This is a genomic window from Dactylosporangium sp. NPDC049140, assembly GCF_040648435.1.
In genome coordinates, this window is sequence record NZ_JBEZDS010000032.1 from 118,908 (window position 1) to 136,122 (window position 17,215).

The 17,215-nt window shown below is 70.1% G+C and carries 13 protein-coding genes and 1 pseudogene; 5 read left to right on the top strand and 9 right to left on the bottom strand.

The window, feature by feature from the left end:
* Positions 1-334 precede the first annotated feature (334 nt).
* Together AB0B76_RS38160 and AB0B76_RS38165 are read right to left on the bottom strand one after the other, a co-directional pair.
* Entirely contained in the window at positions 335-1,258 is a 924-nt protein-coding gene (locus AB0B76_RS38160) for a sulfotransferase domain-containing protein (RefSeq protein ID WP_360384824.1), read from the bottom strand.
* Positions 1,259-1,267: 9 nt separating this feature from the next.
* A complete protein-coding gene (locus tag AB0B76_RS38165) occupies positions 1,268-1,669 on the bottom strand; it encodes a hypothetical protein (protein ID WP_360384826.1) in 402 nt (133 codons plus the stop codon).
* Here AB0B76_RS38165 and AB0B76_RS38170 point away from each other — a divergent pair.
* Both AB0B76_RS38170 and AB0B76_RS38175 read left to right on the top strand, forming a co-directional pair.
* Entirely contained in the window at positions 1,645-2,196 is a 552-nt protein-coding gene (locus AB0B76_RS38170) for a M23 family metallopeptidase (RefSeq protein ID WP_360384828.1), read from the top strand. The two genes, AB0B76_RS38165 and AB0B76_RS38170, sit on opposite strands and share 25 nt — an antisense overlap.
* A gap of 407 nt (positions 2,197-2,603) precedes the next feature.
* On the top strand, positions 2,604-2,729 hold the full coding sequence (locus tag AB0B76_RS38175) for a hypothetical protein (RefSeq protein ID WP_360384830.1): 126 nt from the start codon (positions 2,604-2,606) through the stop codon (positions 2,727-2,729).
* A 38-nt stretch (positions 2,730-2,767) separates the two neighbouring features.
* Here AB0B76_RS38175 and AB0B76_RS38180 read toward each other — a convergent pair whose 3' ends face one another.
* A complete protein-coding gene (locus tag AB0B76_RS38180; RefSeq protein ID WP_360384832.1) occupies positions 2,768-3,715 on the bottom strand; it encodes a GAF domain-containing protein in 948 nt (315 codons plus the stop codon).
* Between the two features lie 151 nt (positions 3,716-3,866).
* Positions 3,867-4,073, bottom strand: a complete 207-nt coding sequence (locus AB0B76_RS38185; RefSeq protein ID WP_360384834.1) for a hypothetical protein — start codon at positions 4,071-4,073, stop codon at positions 3,867-3,869.
* 191 nt (positions 4,074-4,264) lie between these two features.
* On the opposite strand from AB0B76_RS38185, the gene AB0B76_RS38190 reads away from it, so the two are divergent.
* Positions 4,265-4,462, top strand: coding sequence for a hypothetical protein (locus tag AB0B76_RS38190; protein WP_360384836.1), 198 nt, complete (start codon positions 4,265-4,267; stop codon positions 4,460-4,462).
* A gap of 36 nt (positions 4,463-4,498) precedes the next feature.
* On the opposite strand, the gene AB0B76_RS38195 is transcribed toward AB0B76_RS38190, so the two are convergent.
* The 5 genes and pseudogenes from AB0B76_RS38195 to AB0B76_RS38215 form a co-directional block, all read right to left on the bottom strand.
* The gene (locus tag AB0B76_RS38195; RefSeq protein WP_360384838.1) at positions 4,499-5,074 is read right to left on the bottom strand and encodes a TetR family transcriptional regulator; all 576 of its coding nucleotides are present in this window, start codon (positions 5,072-5,074) and stop codon (positions 4,499-4,501) included.
* Positions 5,075-5,106: 32 nt separating this feature from the next.
* Positions 5,107-6,615: an MFS transporter gene (locus AB0B76_RS38200; RefSeq protein ID WP_360384840.1), complete on the bottom strand. Its 1,509-nt coding sequence runs from the start codon at positions 6,613-6,615 to the stop codon at positions 5,107-5,109.
* Between the two features lie 107 nt (positions 6,616-6,722).
* Positions 6,723-7,316, bottom strand: coding sequence for an LLM class flavin-dependent oxidoreductase (locus AB0B76_RS38205; protein ID WP_360384842.1), 594 nt, complete (start codon positions 7,314-7,316; stop codon positions 6,723-6,725).
* Positions 7,199-7,881 (bottom strand): annotated as a pseudogene (locus AB0B76_RS38210) (transposase). Before AB0B76_RS38210 ends, AB0B76_RS38205 begins: the two are co-directional and overlap by 118 nt.
* 199 nt (positions 7,882-8,080) lie before the next feature.
* Positions 8,081-13,519, bottom strand: coding sequence for an AAA family ATPase (locus AB0B76_RS38215; protein ID WP_360384844.1), 5,439 nt, complete (start codon positions 13,517-13,519; stop codon positions 8,081-8,083).
* Positions 13,520-15,721: 2,202 nt separating this feature from the next.
* Here AB0B76_RS38215 and AB0B76_RS38220 point away from each other — a divergent pair.
* Both AB0B76_RS38220 and AB0B76_RS38225 read left to right on the top strand, forming a co-directional pair.
* Positions 15,722-16,309, top strand: coding sequence for a sigma-70 family RNA polymerase sigma factor (locus AB0B76_RS38220; RefSeq protein ID WP_360384846.1), 588 nt, complete (start codon positions 15,722-15,724; stop codon positions 16,307-16,309).
* Positions 16,306-16,692, top strand: a complete 387-nt coding sequence (locus AB0B76_RS38225; RefSeq protein ID WP_360384848.1) for a hypothetical protein — start codon at positions 16,306-16,308, stop codon at positions 16,690-16,692. Before AB0B76_RS38220 ends, AB0B76_RS38225 begins: the two co-directional genes overlap by 4 nt.
* The last annotated feature ends 523 nt before the right edge of the window (positions 16,693-17,215 follow it).

Consider the following 17,215-nt stretch of genomic DNA (forward strand, 5'->3'; position numbering starts at 1 on the left):
GCCCGCTGCGGCCAGCCGGACGGGCCGCGGGAGGCGAGGCGGGTACGGGTGGCGCCAACCGCCCGTGGCCGGTCCGTCCCGGCAGCGGGAGCGGAAGCCGGGGTCGCGCCGGCAGGCAGACACGAACCGCACGGTCCGGTAGCGGCACCGCCCGGCTGTCCGGCCCGGCCCCGTCGGCCGGTGGCACCGGCGGCGGAGCGGCCGGGCTCCGTCGGCCGGTCCGCCCCCTACACCCGGGACGATCTCGCTGCCGGTCTGCGTTTGTTGTTGGGGTTTGTTGGAGTTCGATGCTCTGCTGCGCGGCGCAGGCGTGGGCTCGTGTTGCTCGTGTCGTTCAGCTGCTGTGTGTGCCGTTTTCGGCCCAGTCGACGAAGTCTGGATTGGCCAGCGACCGGAGCAAGCTGTCGTAGGCGGCGAGGTCGGCGTCATTGAGGACTTCGCTCCACTGGCCGGGCTTGCCGGAGCGGAAGAAGGCATTGTTGCTGATGAACAGTCCGAGCCGCTCGTCAGGGGCCAGATGGTGGGCCTTGGCGCGCATGGACGTGAAGGTGGCCGCCTCGACCAGGGCTGGCCATCGGTTCCGCGGCACCCGAATGCCCAGCCGGTCGGCGAGTCGCCGCATCTGCCCCGCGAGGTCTCGACAGAGATCGGCATGGTGCAGCAGGATCACCGCCGGTTCGTTGCGGCGTTCCCACGCCTGGCCGAGATGGTGGACCACGGTGCGCAGCGAGTCCAGGTTCTCCGTCGCCGGCCGCGGGTCATCGATCCACCGCAGCACGCGTTCACGCGTGCTTGCCGGACGCACCGGTGTGGTTGGCGGGCCGGTGGGTGCCTGATCGCCGGAGGCCAGGAGGCGGTGGATGACCTTGTCGTCGAGGTTGGTCCGGTGGTAAGCCATCGACACGGCGACGTCACGGGGATCTCGTCCGACAACGACATACGCGACGCCGGGCAGCTGGGGCAGACCGTCGAGCGGGGTGTGGGTCTTGATGAACCGGCGGTGTTGCTGGGCGTCCAAGGTCCGGGTGACGTCCGCGATTGGTCGCAGGAACATGTCGAGCCAGGGCGAGACGGTGGTCAGCGCGGCGGGCAGGTCGGGGGTCTGGAAGATCAGCAGAGCACAGATCATCTGCATCCAGGTCGTACCGCATTTCGACGGCACGCTGATCACGATGTCGTCCGGCCGCAGCTGGAACTCCCGCCAGCGGCTGCTGTCGGTCAGTCCGCAGCGGTAGACGGCGGGCGCCGCGTTCACCATGTCATCACCCTATCGGCCGTAATTGTCACGGTGAGTCGCGTCCGATCCGGGGTCCCCGTTGGCAGCGAGGTTGGTCGGCTTGAGCCGGAAAGACTTGGCGACTTTGTCCCGGTAGATCTCCTGCGTTGCGGGGTCCCAGGGGATGCACCACCGTCCGCCCGGGGCGCGGCGGGCCGGAACCTGTCCTTTGACGAGCCAGTTGTAGACGGCGCTGGCGGGAATACCGAGCTGTACGGCGGCGTGTTTGACGCTGACCTCGCCGTCTTGGATGGCCACGATGCGCGGCGCCCAGATCTTGTAGGCGTCTCGGACGCGGGCTACCGGGCCAGCGGTGAAGGGTTTGCCTTTGCCGGTGAGCAAGCCGGACGCCCGCGGAACCGCGATCCGTGCCGCAAGCGCCGGCGTCGTCACCGTTGTCCGTTGTCCGTTGTCCGTTGTCCGTTGTCCGTTGCAACATCACACCCGCCAGCCACGGCTGCGACCGCGACGGATCCCCGGCCACGCCCGGCTGCGGCTGGTACGTCCAAATCCGACACGACCACGACATCCTCACCCGCTACTGCCACATGCTCCGCCGACCCGACGTCGTCATCGGCCAGCACGTCCTCGCCGGGCAAATCCTCGGCTACGTCGGCTCCTCCGGCCACAGCTCCGGCCCCCACCTGCACTTCGAAGTCCACATCAACAACGACACCACGCACAACGGAGCCATCGACCCCATCTCGTTCATGGCCACCCGCGCAACGTGCGCCCGGACGCTGACGCCATCGCAGCCGTGCGTACGGGTTCGGATGCGAGGCCGGCCCGCGGCTGGGCTCCCCAGCTGTTCACGGCTGCGTCTGGCCTGGGCGGTCGGCGCGGCGCAGCAGTGCGACGTAGTCCAAGCCGGTCGCGGCGTCGTGCCACTCCAGACCCGGATCCCGCACGATCACCCATGACCGCGCAGGATCGTCTGGTAGGTGGCGATGACGTAGTACGACGTCCACAGCTGCTGCCGCCGCTTCGGGCCCAACGCCTGCAAGATGGCTCGTTGCGCCTGTTCGCGGTCCCCCGGCGGTCTGGCCCACGGCGTCGACAGACTAGGCCGCAGCCGCACGCACAGTCCCGATCCGCGCTGTCGCGGCCAACGTCGATATGCCTGTTCGCCGCCATGCGCACCTGGCCGCCGGCGGCCCCACACAGGCAAACGGCGACGGCCTCCGGCGGCCGTGCACGGCCGCGGCTCGTCCGCCGCGAGAGCCTACCCCGACAACATCGTCACCCGCATCGCCACGGCCGCACCAACCGGCGTCGCCGTGGCTCGCCGGTCATCGACCGCCAGCCACTCGCCGCCAGTTGGCAACCTATGGCCACTCCGCGGACGGACCTGCACCTCGATCTCATACCGGCCGACCGGCTCGGCGACGCGGTCGACCCCAGCGCGCCGGACGTCGTGAGCAGCGTCTACCGCGCTCCCGAGTCCAGCGCATAGTCCGCACCCAACAACGAAGGAAAGCCTGTTCTTGGCAACTAGGCCGCCGGGAACTGCAAGGCGATCCGGACGTCGGTCGAACCCGGAATGACGGAGGTGCTGGCCTTGGTGGCGCCGTGCGCCCGCAGGATGTCGGCGACCGCGTGCGGCACCGGTTCGTCCGATGTACCCGTGCCGCACAGGTCGGCCCACCACTTCGGCGGGCCCGACCCGGCGGCCTGGCGGATCTCGATCGTCGGCGACGGTGAGGCCGCCACACGCACCGCGACGCGCCCGCCCGCCGGGGTGGCCTTGAGTGCGGTGAAGCTGACGTAGTCGACCGCCTGGTCCAGCCGGACCGGATCGGCGCGGACCCAGGCCGGATCGGTAGGAGCCAGGGTGATCGCGGTCCTGCGGTCATCGCCGATCGCGCGCAGGTGGTGGATGCGGTCCCCGGTGATGTACGCGAGGTCGAGGGTGCGCAGCTCCGGCGGGGGATCGAGCGTCCCGGTGAGAGCCTGCTTGCGCAGCTCCAGCAGCTCGGTCACCTCCCCGGCCAGGATTCGAAGGGCTCGCATCTGCTCGATGTCGAGCCGATGCGGTTTGTAGTCGAGCACGCATAACGTGCCGAGGGCGGCGCCTTCGCTGGTCAGTATTGGAGCGCCGGCGTAGAAGCGAAAGCGGGGGTCCCCTCGCACGATCGGGTTGTCGGCGAACCGGCCGTCGGCAGTGGTGTCGGGTATGACCATCAGGTCCCGGCCCATGATCGCGTACGAGCAGAACGCTATCTCACGCGGCGCCTCGCTCACCCCGATGGGGCCGCGTTGCGCCTTGAACCACCACCGATCGGTGTCGACCATGGTGACCAGCGAGATCGGGGCGGCGCAGATTTCCGAGGCGATCTGGACGATATCGTCGAAGTCGCTCTCCGGCGGCGTGTCGAGCACCGCCATCGCGTGCAGCGCGGACACCCGATCCGCTTCGTTCTCGGGAATCGGTACCGGCATCGCCATCTCCGACACGTGCGCTTCCGACGTCAACCCAACACTAGCTCCGCGTCTCGCCTCTGCCGACCGGTGAGGGCTCCAGACCGCACGCGCCTCTCCTGACCGGGTCGTTCTGGACGGGCCGGCGCACCGGCCCGTCCACCGCCGGAGATCATGGAGCGCCGGGCTGCGCGTAGATGACCCTCGACGGAAGGCCGGGGAGCGTGACCGGCAGCAGGTTGCCGAAGCAGTCGACGAGCGGGACCGGGGTGGCCGAGGCCACCGGCGCGGCCGGGGCCGGACCGGCGACGGCGAGCGGCAGCACGACGCTGAACACGATCGCGGCGTAACGCAGGGTCGATGAGGTGTGAGTGCGCATCTCGGGTCTCCTTCGAAGTGGGATGCCGCATTCCAACTGGGATGCTGCATTCGACCCCCGCGGCGGGACCCACCGTCTGCGCCCTTGGATGCGCACACAGTGACAGCTGTGCGACCCGCCCTCCGCGGGCGGGTTTGCGCACCCGCGGAGGGGGAAGCCGATTGGGTACGGCGAGAGGACGGGAGAGCGTCATGGCAGCACGGACGCAGGAGCAGACCCAGCCGGTGGCCGTCCCCGAGAGCTGGCCCACCAAGGTGGACTGGCAGCGGGCGGCGGATCGCAACCCGGACGACTTCGACCCGGACGAAGAGGGCCCACCGATGATCAATCCGGCGACCGGCCTGGAGTACGGGGAGGTCGACAACTCACCGCGGGTCCGCCGCGACTGAACAGGCATGCCATCGCCGCGCTGACAGGCGGTGTCGTCAGTGCCGCGGCGGCAGCAGTTCGAGTAGCAGCGACGTGAGCTCGTCGGCGTCGAGGTCCGGCATGCGGTCGAACGCGCCGGAGGCCCGGGCCGTGAGCACGCCGACGAACGCGGCGGTGAGGATTTCCGCCTTCTCCTGCGGCCGGTCCACCCCGTCGGCGGTCAGCCGGGCGACCAGCGGGCCGACGATCCGGCGGTGCAACTGCTCCCGCGACGCGGCCTGCGCCTGCGGATCGTCGTGCGGCCGGAGTGCGACCTGGAAGATCGGGCTGGGTCCCCGGCGGACGGCGCGGTCGACGAGGTGCCGCATCCGGAGCGGGTCGAGCATGTCCTGGGGGATGTCGTCGCTCATCTCCTCGTGCAGCACGGCGATGTACAGCTGCGCCTTGCCGCCGAAGTAGCGCGCGATCATGGCGGCGTCCACGCCGGCCCGCTCCCCGATGTCCCTGATGGTGGCGTGGTCGTAGCCCCGCTCGGCGAACAGTTCGTCGGCGGCCTTCAGCAGGGCGGCCCGGGTGCTGTCGGCGTCCCGGCGGCGCCGCGGGGAGCGCGCTGCGGCGCGCGGGTCACTCATGCCGGCTCCTCGCCGCGCGATCGCACATGGGGTCATCTTGGCATTGCGGCAATACGGTCGAGCTTCCCGTCGTCGGGGAGCCCGCCGGCGATGCTCTCGTCCGCCAGGAGCTGCGCGTCCGCGCCCGGACCCGCCGGGCCGCGGCGCCGGGGCGGGAGCAGTGCGCCGGCGGCCAGCACCAGCAGCCATACGACCACCCCGAGGAACGCGGCGAAGGTGTACCCGGACGCGGACGGGTACCGGTGCCCGTCCGCGGTGTGCGCGGCCAGCATCGCGGCGCTCAGCGCGCTGCCGGTGGAGTATCCGACGTAGCGCAGCACCTGGTTGAAGCTCATCGCGCTGCCGGTCTCCCGCGCCGGTACGTCCCGGGTGATCATGCCGGGCATGACCGCGAAGACCGTTCCCGCCGCCAGCCCGACCGCGGCCATCACGACCGAGAGCTCCCAGATGTTGTGCCGCAGGAGCCCGAACAGCACCATGCCCGCGAGCGCGAGCACGGACGCGGCCGGGATCAGCAACCGCCCGCCACCGCGGGACACCACTGCCGGCGTGATCCGGCTCGCCGCGAAGCTGCCGGCCGAGAAAGGCAGCAGCACGAGACCGGCGACGGCGATCGAGGCGCCGAGCCCGCCGTCGGTACCGGCGGGGGTCTGCACGAGCCGCACCACGAGGGAGATCAGCAGGTAGGTGGCGAGCCCGGCGAGTACAGCGGTGACATCCGCCGCCAATACCCCGCGATGGCGTAGCAGCCGCAGGTCCACCAGCGGCCGCTTGCGGACCATCTCGCACCCGGCCCAGGCCGCCGTCGCCGCGACCGCGACGGCGATCGCCGCCACCGCGGGCGGCGTGAACCAGCCCCAGGCCTCGCCCTGGCTGATCCACAGGATCAGCCCCGCCAGAGCGGCCCCGAGGAGCAGCGCACCGGGTACGTCGAGCGTGACCCGGGGCAGGTGACGCGAGGACGGCACGATCCACCTCGCGGTGCACAGCGCCACCAGGCTGACCGCCGCCCCGAACCAGTACGCCAGGTGCAGACCCCCGTATTCGGCGATGAGTCCGGTGATCGGGTACCCGAGGCCGACGCCGGCCACGGTGGTGATGGAGAGCATGGCCATGGCGGGGCGGGCCCGGTGCGGCGGCAGCGAGTCCCGGGCCGTTGCGATCGTCAGCGGGGTGAGGCCCAGTCCGGCACCCTGCAACCCCCGGCCGATGAGCAGGGCGGCGAACCCGGTCGGCAGCGCGGCCAACGCGCTACCCGCCGCAACCAGGAGCAACCCCGCGAGCATCACCGGGCGCCGGGCCGGGCCGTCGCCGAGCCGGCCCATGATCGGCGTCGCGACGGCGCCGACCAGCAGCGTGATCGTCAGCGACCACTGGGCGTCGGCCAGCGAGACGCCGTCCGCGGCGGCGATCGCCGGGATCAGCGGCGCGCCGAGGCTGCTCACCACCGCGACGACCATGCCCATGAAGATCAGCGTGGGTACCAGCCCGCGCGTCGATCGCCCCCCGGACGTGGACAGCCCGTCCCGTACCACCGTCATGCCCGCCCTGCTTCCCGCCGCCCGCGTCCGACGCACAAGTCATCCGCCGATGTCATCACCCGATGACTAGCGTAGTCCCAGGTTGGACGCTTGGCGGCGGTCGGTGGTCAACGCCACTGTGGGCGCTGCCGCGGGTGTGCCCGCGCCGCTGCGGCCACACCTCGGGGGATCTCGGTGAGCAGGAGGTCGGCAGCCTCGGCCGGGTCCGGGCCGAGGGGCGCCCCGGCGTAGAACTCGGTGTACCCGTGCGCCGCGGCCAGGTCGCGCAGCTCCGGCGTGCCGGAGATGATCAGCGCGTCGGCGAGCGACTCGGAGCAGCGTTGCGCCAACAACGCGGCCCGCGACTGCGAGGGCATGCTGCCCGGTGAGATCAGGCCGTCCGCATGGGTTGCCGCGACGGCGAGGATCTTCGGACCGACGCCGGCGAGGACGATGTCCGGGCGCCGTCGCGCCGGATAGGTCAGCTGCGCGGTGGCCTGAGGGCGGTAGCCGAGCGCCGCCCCGAGGACCGGGAAGGCGTCCAGTGCGACCGGCTCACCGGTCCAGAGGGCGCGCATCAGCGTGATCGCCTCCCGGACCGCGCTCACCGGCCGGTCCCGGCGGAACAGGCTGTTGACCAGGGCGCCGCCGGTGCCCATCCCGACCACGATCTCGCGGTCGTCGGGGACGAGCTCACCGATCGTGGCGACCGCGGACGCCATCTCGACCGGAGGCGGCGGAACCAGTGCCGGAGCGCGACCGTCTGCTCGACCACCCAGCGGTGAACGCCCAGCCCGGAGCCGTGCTCGACGCCGCGGCGGGCGAAGTAGGGGGTGATGCCCTGATCGCGGACCCGGTCGCGGTGGATGTCGAAGTCGTAGGCCCGGTCGGCGTACAGGCTGTCCGGGCGTCGGCGGGGCCGGCCGCGTTTGCCACGTACCGGCGGGATGGCGTCGATCAACAGCAGGAGCTGGGTGACGTCGTGGCGGTTGCCGCCGGTCAGGCTGACGGCGAGTGGGATGCCAGCGCCGTCGGTGATGACGTGGTGTTTCGAGCCGGTCGTGGCGCGGTCGACCGGGCTCGGTCCAGTTTTGGGCCGCCCTTCAGGGCCCGCACATGCGAGCCGTCGATCACCGCCTTGGACCAGTCGAGCTTGTCCGCAGCGCGTAACTCGGCCAGCACCAGCACCTGCCGGTCCGGCACCCGTTTCCGCCCAGGGTTGCGCAACCGACGCGGGTGCCGGGGTAGCAGCGGTTCGATCCGCTCCCACAACCCGTCCGGCACCATCCATGGTGGCTGCTCGCCCTTCCGCACGGTCGACACTATAGATAGCCGTCCACAAAGGACGGAAGTCCCTAGATCATTCTGTTAGGACTTGTTAGCGTCTCCGAACACCGAGTGGCAGCATGGTCGAAGGCCAACATCACGATTTCTGCGCCAGAATCCAGAACCCATGTCAGACCGTCAGGATCAGCGCGCGTACAAATCAAAATCTTCGACGGGACGTGTCGCCGTCGCTGTTCGTAGGAATGAGCGGGAGTTCCACGCGCAGACTGGTGCCCGCGCTGTGCGGGCTGTGAAGAACCATTCGGCCGCCGAGCGCCTCCACGCGGTCCTTGAGCCCGAGCAGGCCGGTGCCGCGGGTGAAGTCGGCGCCGCCGTCGCCGTCGTCGCAGACCGCGACGCGTAGGACGGCGTCGGCGGGGTCGGCTTCGACGGTGATGGTGGCCGTGGAGGCGTGTGCGTGTTTGGCGACGTTGGTGAGTGCTTCGGCGATGATGTAGTACGCGCTGACCTCGACCGGTTCGGGCAGTCGCCGTACGGCGTGGATGTCGAGGTCGACGGGGATCGGCGCGCGGCGGGCGAGGGCGCGTAGTGCCGGGCCGAGGCCGCCGTCGGTCAGGATCGCCGGGTGGATGCCGCGGGAGATTTCGCGGAGTTCGTCGACGGCGCCGGTCGCTCCGGCGACGGCGCGGTCGAGGTGTGCACGGAGTGTGTCGAGTTCGGGTGGCAGTTCGGCCTGTGCCACGCGCAGTTGCATTGCGAGGGCGACCAGTCGTTGTTGGGCGCCGTCGTGCAGGTCGCGTTCGATGCGTCGGCGGGTCTGGTCGGCGGCGGCGACGATCCGTGCCCGTGAGCTGGTGAGCTCGGCCCGGCTCTCAGCATTCGCGACGGCGGTCGCGACAAGTTCGGTGAAGTCGGCCAGCCGCTGTTCGGTGTCCTCGGGCAGCCGTCCGCGCCGCGACCCGACGCCCAAGGAGCCCCAGACCCGGCCCTCAACCTTGATCGGGCTGACGACCGCGGAGCGGAGTCCGAGGTAGACGGCCTCAGGGCGGCTCGCTGCTGTCGGGTCGTCCACGTCGAGGCGTGCCGCCCGGCCGGTGGCCTGCACCGTGGCCATGGCCCGGTCGGTTGGGGGCTTGCCGCGCCAGCCGGATCTCGGGTATTCGAGCCCGTAGCTTCCCATCACGGTCGCGTCGCCGTCCGGCTCGAACCGTGCGATCAGTGTGCCGTCGGCGCCGAAGAGGGTATTGGCCTCGTCGGCTACTGCGGCGAACACGAGTTCGGGGCTGGCGCCGCGGGCGACCAGTGTTGCCACCCGTCGGAGTGCGGCTTGTTCGTCGGCGATGCGGCGGTATTCGGTGTACAGCTGGGCGTTGTCGAGGGAGACGGCGAGTTGGCCGGCGATGAGTTTGACGCTGTCGAGGCGTTCGGTGGTGAACGCGCCGCGGATGAGGCGGTTCTCCAGCAGGAGCACGGCCTGGAGTGTGCCGCGGCTGAGGATGGGCACGGCCAGGAGTGAGCAGCAGGTGAGGTCGGTGAGGTAAGGGTCGCGGGTGAAGCGGTCGTCGTGGGTGGCGTCGGCCACGACGAGGGGTTCCCGCATCCGTTGGGTGTATCGCAGTACGGACAGTGGCACTGCGCGTTCGTGGCCGGTGCCGCCGGCTGGGATGACGTCGCCGCCGGGTGTGGGCAGGAGCCAGTCGTGTTCGTCGTCGCTCCACAGCAGCAGGTGGACGCCGGTGGCACCGGTCATCGCGGAGAGGACGTCGACCAGGCGGGTGTGCAAGCCTGCGACGTTGGTTTCGGAGCTCAGTGCCTGTGAGGCGGACAGGATGCCGAGCAGGTCGATCGTGCCGGTGGTGACGGTGGCGCGCTGGTCGCCGCCGGGTCCGGTGGTCGTATCGGCTGGCAGCCGCAGGGTCGGGTAGGCCCAGTCGAGCTGGTTGACTTTGGCTGTGGCGCCCCAGGTGAGGTATTCGTGGCGGGCTTCGGCGAGGAGGGTGTAGCCGGTGTGTTCGACGCCGTAGGCGAGGTGGAAGCGGGCGGCGTGTTCGGTGATCAGGGCCCGGTGCCACGGCCGTTGCACCTGGGCGGCGTCGCGGCGGGCGGCGTCGAAGGCGAGGACGGCGGCGCGGAAGTCGCCGACCGCCCAGGCCCGTTCCGCCTCCAGCAACCGCAGCAGATGCCGGAAATTCGCCGGCGCGTCCACCGCCCGAGCGGCCAGCCACCGCATCACATCATCCAGCTCGGACAGCAGGCCCACACGCTCACCACCACGGTCGGCCTGGACCTGCCCAGCAAGGGCCAACCCACGCAACACCCGCGCCACGGCGGCCGGGTAGACGCCCTGGCCAGCCGGTAGCAGCGGCATCGCCGCCGCGGTGTGCCGCGTCAGACCGGACAGGTCACCGAGGATGGCCGCGGTGATCCCGCGAGCGACATGCGTGTGGAGCAGCGATACCGGGCTGTCGGGGTACCTGTCGGCGTGCTCCACCGCACCTGTGGCGGAGCTTTCGCCGCGCAGCACAGCAGCCAGCCGCCGGTAGCCGTCGAGCAATTCGCCGGTCTGCTTGGCGCCGGTCCGCCGCATGAAGGCCAGCCCGGCCTCGACCTCGGCGACGTAGACGTCCAGCGATGCCGCGCAGCCCAGCAGGCCAGGCACGGTGGTGTAGTAGGTGTGTCCGGCGTTGGCCAGGTCACCCCCCGCGAGCAACCCCTCCCGGGCCCGCCGACCTGCCTGGACGACATCTTCGAGCGGTTCGAACCAGCAGTTCAGGAGCGCTGACAGAAAGCGCGCCTGTGAGGTGTCAGGCTCGTAGCCGCGGGCCTCGCCCAGCGCCACGATCCGCCGCAGTGCCCGGTACCCGGAGGCGTAGTCGCCGTGCATCTCCACAACGGCGAAGGCGATGTGGCTTGCCGGGCCGAGCAGGGCGCCGGCGGGGCCGTGCTCCATCCAGATCCGCAGCGCCTCCGAGCTCAGCCAGGCGACCAAGGCCAGGTTGTTGGCGAAGAAGGCCGCCGGCAGGACGGCGTTGATCAGACGGTTCGCGGCCAGCAGCCTCGGCTCGGCGATCTCGGGTCGAGCCAGGTCGTCGGCGTCGTCGGTGTGGTCCAGCCACTGGTACAGGTAGTCGAATCGGTGGTTGGTCTCCATCGGGAGTTGGTCGGCGGCCGGCACGGCGATGCCCAGTTCACGCAGCGACTCCACGCCAAGCCCGATCGCCTCCGTCAAGCGGTTCCGGTGGGTCAAACTGCGCGCCTGCACCACCGTCGCGTCCGCACGGTCCAAGGCGTTGGCGCACAGCCCCTCGATCGTGCGGTACTCGTCGTCCGCGTCCTCCAGCCGCCCCACGCTGTACAGGGCGGCGTGGCGGCCGTTGTGCACCTCGATCAGCGTGGCGATGTCGCCTGCGTCGACGAGTTGCAACGCGGCAGTCAGCAACCCGTTCACCAGCGCATAGTCCCCGATCAACGTCGCCTGACCGGCGGCGCGCCGCAACAGCCCCACCACACGACGTCGCTCCGCTGTGTCGTCGAGTTCGTCGACCACCGGCAGGTACTGCTCCGCCGCGGCCGCGAACAACTCCGGCACCCGAGCCAGCCGCCGCGCGATCGCCAACTGCAGGACACGCTGCCGCCGCGGACCCAGCGCACGCAGGGCCATCTCACGGATCCGGTCGTGACGGAACCGGACCGCGTCCCGTACCCCCGGCTCCATCACCACCAAACCCTCATCCAGGGCGGGCGCCAACAGCTGCTCCACCACACCCGCGGGTTCGGCGGTGGCCGCCTGCAGCAGACTCAGCTCGGCGCGCCCACCAAGGCACGCCATCGCCTCGACCATCCGCCGCGACTGCCCCGACAGGGCATCAACACCGGCTGCCAGCAGCCCGGCCACGTCGGACCGGCCCACATACGCACGCACGGACGCCTTGTCCCACCGCCAGCCAGCAGCCGTGGCGGTCAGCACACCGTCACGCCGCAGCGTGTTGAGCAACTCCACGGTCTCGTACGGGTTGCCCGACAGGTACGGGCCGATCAGCTCGACCAGGTCCGCCGCCGAAACCCGATCCGCGTGGAGCATCTCCGCAACCATGGCGACAGAGTCCGACACCGGCAGGTTGACCAACCGCAGGTGCCGCACCTCCGCATGCTCACGCCACCGCGACAACAGTGGCGCCAACGGATGCGCGGCATCCACCTCACCCTCGCGATACGCACCCACCAGCAACAACCCGTCGACCCGCTCCTCACTCAACACCAGATCGACAAGACCCAACGGCGTCCGCCCCGCCCACTGCAAATCATCGACAAACACCACCAACGGCCGCTTCCGCGAAGCAACCGCACGCAACACCCCCGCAGTCACCCGCTGCGAGCGGACCTGCGTGGTCAACGGATCCCCCGGATCGGGCGGCACCCCCAGCAACGCCGCGAACTCCTGGTTCACCGCGGTCAGCAGCCCCGCGTTCGACCCGACCGCCTCCAGGATCCGCTCACGGACCTCGGCCAGCTCATCCTCCGGCTCCGCCGCCAACAACCGGCCCAACCCACGAAACACCTGATACACCGCGTCGAACGCCAGATCCCGCCGATACTGGTCGAACTTCCCCGCCACGAACCAGCCGTCACCACCCGTCACCACCGGCCGCAACTCATCCACCAACGCCGTCTTGCCCACCCCCGCCACCCCACCGACCAGCACCCCACGACACCCACCCGACAACGCCTCCGCAACGGCCGCCCCCAACGCCGCCACCTCCGCATCACGACCCACCAACCGCGACGGCGGCAACAACCGCAACGGAACATCCCGCGCACCAACCCGCAGCGCGGCCGCCGGCCCCGGGCCGGTGTCCCGCAACCGCTCCAGGTCGTGGGCCACGCCCTCCGCCGTCTGATACCGGTTGTCCGGCTCCTTCTCCAACAGATGCATGACAATCTCGGACAACGGTCCTGGCACCGCCGGGTTCACCTCCGCCGGGGGCACCGGCACCCGAGCCAAATGATCATGCGTGAGCTGTAGTGGGTCACCGAAACCGAATGGCGGCGCACCCGTCGCCAACTCATACAACGTCGCACCCAACGCATACAGATCAGCACGCTGATCCACCGATCTGGCCGTGCGCCCCGTCTGCTCCGGCGCCATATACGCCAACGTCCCCACAATCTCCGTGTAATGCGTGAACTCCGGACGAATCTCAGCAAACGACGACGCCAACCCGAAATCCACCAGACACGGCGCACCATCACGAGAGACCACGACATTCGTCGGCGTGATATCCCGATGCATCACACCCCGCCCGTGCATCCCCGCCACCGCCCGCGCCAACCCCACCGCAAACCCAACCAGATCATCAACCGCCAGCGGCTTCGCCAACCCAGCCAGGCACACACCACCGACGTCCTGCACCACGACCGACTCCGGGAAACTCGGCGCCTCCACCAACTGCTCGACGCCCACGAGACCGCGCAGCCGTTCCAGGATCCCCGACTCATGCCGCACCCGCCGCTGCGCATCCGGCCCCAGCGGCTCCTTACAGACGACCGTGCGCCCGGCAAGGAACAGCCGAGTGACCCGCGTCTGCTCACTCTCGTGCAGTATCTCGGCCCGAGCAGGTGGATCCTTGCCCGGCAGCACTCCGCCTGCCCCCATCCGACACCTCCACACATGGTCGAAACCACTTCAAAGCGTACTTACCACCTGTTCGGCCTCCACGGCGCCCGGTCCAACGACACCCGGTCCTGGGCGGATTGATCAACGAATACACGCAGGCCGCGTAGCCAAACTTGATTTACGAGCCCACAGGTTCGGGGTGGGAGCGGGCGCCGCCCAGCAGCACGGACAGCCACACCTCCTCCGCGCGGCCAGCGCCAATACGGCACGAACAGCACCGGCCAAGTCAGTCGGCAGGTTTGCGTCATCCAGGCGGCACCGGCAGCGTCGGGCGGACGTGCCGGCGGCCACAGTGAGAGCACGCGCGGTCCACGTCACCGCCTCGGCGGGGAGGTCGGAGCATTGAACCGGCGACGGTGCGCAGCTGTGCCGCTCCGAGCAGGAACCGAGCGCGGACGGTTCCTCATTCTCGAGGTTCCAGCTTGGCTGGTCGTCACGCAAGGTCGTTGCCGAGGCGCGGCAGGGGCCAGGTGAGGTCGGGACGGAAGCTGGTGTGAGTGCCGTCGAACGGGAAGGAGGGCGGTCTCGATCAGATCGATTATCCGTTCGGCCGCGGTGAGGATCGCCTCGGCCGCTGTCCGGTCGAGGTAGAGCGGGTGGCCGATGTGACGATCGAACTCGTCGGCGTCCTTCCACTCCCACCGGCGCTCGGGCGTGACGCATCCCCGAACGCGTCGTGCAGATAGCCGGACATCAACAGTCGCAACTCGAACAAATTCCCGCTGTACTCATCCAGCAACTGCTCCCGACGCACCCGGCACGGCCACAACGCACCGCACGAACACCGCCACGACGGACGCTGCAACACGTGTGTCACCGCCCACCACCGCCCGCCCACCACCGCCCGCCCGCCACCATCCGCCCGCCACGCCTGACCGTCCGTCGGCCGCCTGGTTGAGATCCTGGGTCCAGCTGGTAGTGATCGCGACTGCGTTGTCGCCGTCGCCGACAGTCAGCTCCAGCTCGGAACCGTCGGCGTCGCAGTCCTGGTCCGCGACCCGGGGCACGGCGGCCAGGCCGCAGTGGTCGTGCCCAGGCGTACGGGCGCGGGCTGCTGCGGGACCCGCGGAATATGGTGAGAGCTGGATTGCCCGAACCCCGATCTCCAGTCGATGCAAGCCGCCATTCACCGGAAAGACGCCTGAACCGGTGCCGTGCCCTGCGTCGGCGTCGCGGATTCGCCGACGCAACCTCCGGGTGCGGGCGATGCCCGGTGAGGGCATTCAAGGAGATGAGTGGGTTACCTACGTTCCGCTCGATACGTACAACAGGGACGAACGCGGGATCGCCTACGGGACGCGAGTCCTATGGCGACGGAGGCCTGGCAGTAGTCGCAGGAGTCACGACCTGCCAGGGAGTCCGGGAGAGCCGGACGCAGGGCGAAGGGGGCCAGGTGAGCGGACACCACGGCGACCGGAAGGTACGCGTAATGCGGAACGCCGAAACGGTCGTTGGTGTCTGTCGTGAGTGCCACGGCGCTCACGAGACGGTCGCTGGAGAGCCCGTTGCCCGGAAAGCGGGCACGGCGGGTTCGGGCCGGGGGCCGTTGGTAAAGGGCCGGATCACCGGCACCTCGCCAGCGGCCTACCGGTGCTGCACCTGGCCCTTGGCCGGGCTGGATCGATGACGGAGACGGAAGGCACTGGCCGGGTTCGCCCTGCGGCATGTGAGAGGGGAAGGAGGGCGGCAGGAAGCGATAGCAGATCCGTCGGCGGTGCTGCTGGCGCGTGCCGTGACCCAGGTCACCATCGCGGCGCCAACCTTTAGTGGCGTCGTGCGTCTACCGCTACGAAAGCCGTGCCTCATCCACTGGAGTGCTGTGATGCGCCTTAAGGTTCGCTCCGTCGCTTATCTCGTGTTCGCGGCTACCGTCGCCGCGATCGGCGCCCTGTCCGCCGTTGCGTTCGCCGACGATGCTCCGCTGCCCAGCGCGGTGCCGTCTCCGTCGGCTTCTCGCTCACGAGGGCCCTCGCCGGTGCCGTCGCCTGGATCGTCCTCGGTCGTGCCGTCGCCCGGATCGCCCTCGCCGGTGCCGTTGCCCGGATCGTCCTCGCCGGTGCCGTCGCCCGGATCGTCCTCGGTCGTGCCGTCGCCGTCACCGAGGCGGTGATCCCGGTTCGGAGCTGCGGTATCGTCGCCCGTTTGTTTCCCTGACCTGCGAGGACCATGACGCTCACGTTCCGCCTGTCCTGGCCGCTGCTGCGCGTGCTGCGCTCGGTGATGTCCGGCATGTCCGCTTCTCGAGGCACCCCGCAGCGAGAGAGTCCGCCGCCGATCAACGAGCTGTACCACGCGCGGCGGCTCAGCCTGGTACGGCTGGCCGTCCTCATGGTTGACGACCTGCCCACCGCCGAGGATGTCGTGCAGGATGTGTTCGCCGGGCTGTACCAGCGGCACGGGGCGGACCTGCGCACAGTCGCCGATCCGCAGGCGTACCTCACGGCGGGGGTGATGAACGCGGCGCGATCGGTGCTGCGCCGACGCCGCAGTGCCCGCGCCTACGTGCCGCCGCCACCGCCACTTGTGCCGGCTGCGGAGGAAGAGGCCCTGCTGTCGGAGGGAGACCACGAGGTAGTCGCGGCGCTGGCGCGGCTGACCGTCCGGCAACGCCAGGTGGTGGTGCTGCGGTATTGGTCGGAACTGTCCGAGCAGGAGATCGCCGAGGTGCTGCACGTGTCGCGCGGCACCGTGAAGTCGACGGCCAACCGGGCCCTGACAATCCTGCGTGACGCGCTGTCGGAGGTGCGACGATGAATGTCGACATCGAGGAGCGCCTGCGGGGGGCCCTCGCCGCACAGGCGGCCCGGGTCACCCCGGAGCAACTGCGGCCGGCGGTCCCCCCGACCGCGCTGCTGGCGCGCCACCCAGCGTCCATGTTCGTGCGACGTGCCGGCTGGGTCGCCGCGATGCTCCTGTTCGTGGCCGTCGCGACCGTCGCGACCGTCGCGCTGCGTCCCACCGGCTCGGAACCGCAGCGGCGGCCGACCATGGTGACGCCATCGCCGTCAGGCTTGTACGGCCCGTCGTCGTCGCCTTCACCGAGTCCCGCTGCGCCGTCACCGGAAAGCGTCATACCGTCCCCGAGCCACGCGGTCACGTCACCGAACATCGGCTCGTCAGTGCCGTCGCACCCCTGACCTCCTCCGGGCCCGCTGTCATAGCTCATTGCCAGGCAGCCGCTCGTTGGCCCGCATGGAAATCGGCCAGTTTGGCCAGGCCGACGCCGGTCGCGGTTCGACGGCCGCCGGTGCGGTGAGAACCGGTACTGTGCCGGCCCTGCCGACGGCACAGTACCGGTTCTCGAAGGCGTTTCCGATTCGCGCCGTCCCGGGACGAGACCAGCGATCGCGGTGAGCGCGAGCTCGGTGGCGATTGCCGAAAGCGCTGGCTCCCCCGGATATGACCACCGGTCTCCCAGCCCTCGCACAGACGGGACCGGGCGCCGAGCCGGGTGGCGGCCGCGGTGAGCGCCAACGCGGCCCGCTCGGACAGTCCCGTACCGCGCGCTCGCGGAATCCGGGCCGCGACCAATACCAACTTCACACCAAGATCAGACGCGCGCTCATCGGCTACTTATCTAATTTGATCTACGACCTGTGCCCGGCCAGGCTGGGTCGAGGTGATCGGCGGGTGGCTCTCACAAGCGGCTGTCCACTGCAC

Coding starts and splice junctions, on each gene's coding strand:
- AB0B76_RS38175 (WP_360384830.1), top strand. CDS start 2,604: ATGGCCACTCCGCGGACGGACCTGCACCTCGATCTCATACCGGCCGAC.
- AB0B76_RS38195 (WP_360384838.1), bottom strand. CDS start 5,074: ATGAGTGACCCGCGCGCCGCAGCGCGCTCCCCGCGGCGCCGCCGGGAC.
- AB0B76_RS38225 (WP_360384848.1), top strand. CDS start 16,306: ATGAATGTCGACATCGAGGAGCGCCTGCGGGGGGCCCTCGCCGCACAG.
- AB0B76_RS38180 (WP_360384832.1), bottom strand. CDS start 3,715: ATGCCGGTACCGATTCCCGAGAACGAAGCGGATCGGGTGTCCGCGCTG.
- AB0B76_RS38220 (WP_360384846.1), top strand. CDS start 15,722: ATGACGCTCACGTTCCGCCTGTCCTGGCCGCTGCTGCGCGTGCTGCGC.
- AB0B76_RS38190 (WP_360384836.1), top strand. CDS start 4,265: ATGGCAGCACGGACGCAGGAGCAGACCCAGCCGGTGGCCGTCCCCGAG.
- AB0B76_RS38205 (WP_360384842.1), bottom strand. CDS start 7,316: ATGGCGTCCGCGGTCGCCACGATCGGTGAGCTCGTCCCCGACGACCGC.
- AB0B76_RS38200 (WP_360384840.1), bottom strand. CDS start 6,615: ATGACGGTGGTACGGGACGGGCTGTCCACGTCCGGGGGGCGATCGACG.
- AB0B76_RS38185 (WP_360384834.1), bottom strand. CDS start 4,073: ATGCGCACTCACACCTCATCGACCCTGCGTTACGCCGCGATCGTGTTC.
- AB0B76_RS38160 (WP_360384824.1), bottom strand. CDS start 1,258: ATGGTGAACGCGGCGCCCGCCGTCTACCGCTGCGGACTGACCGACAGC.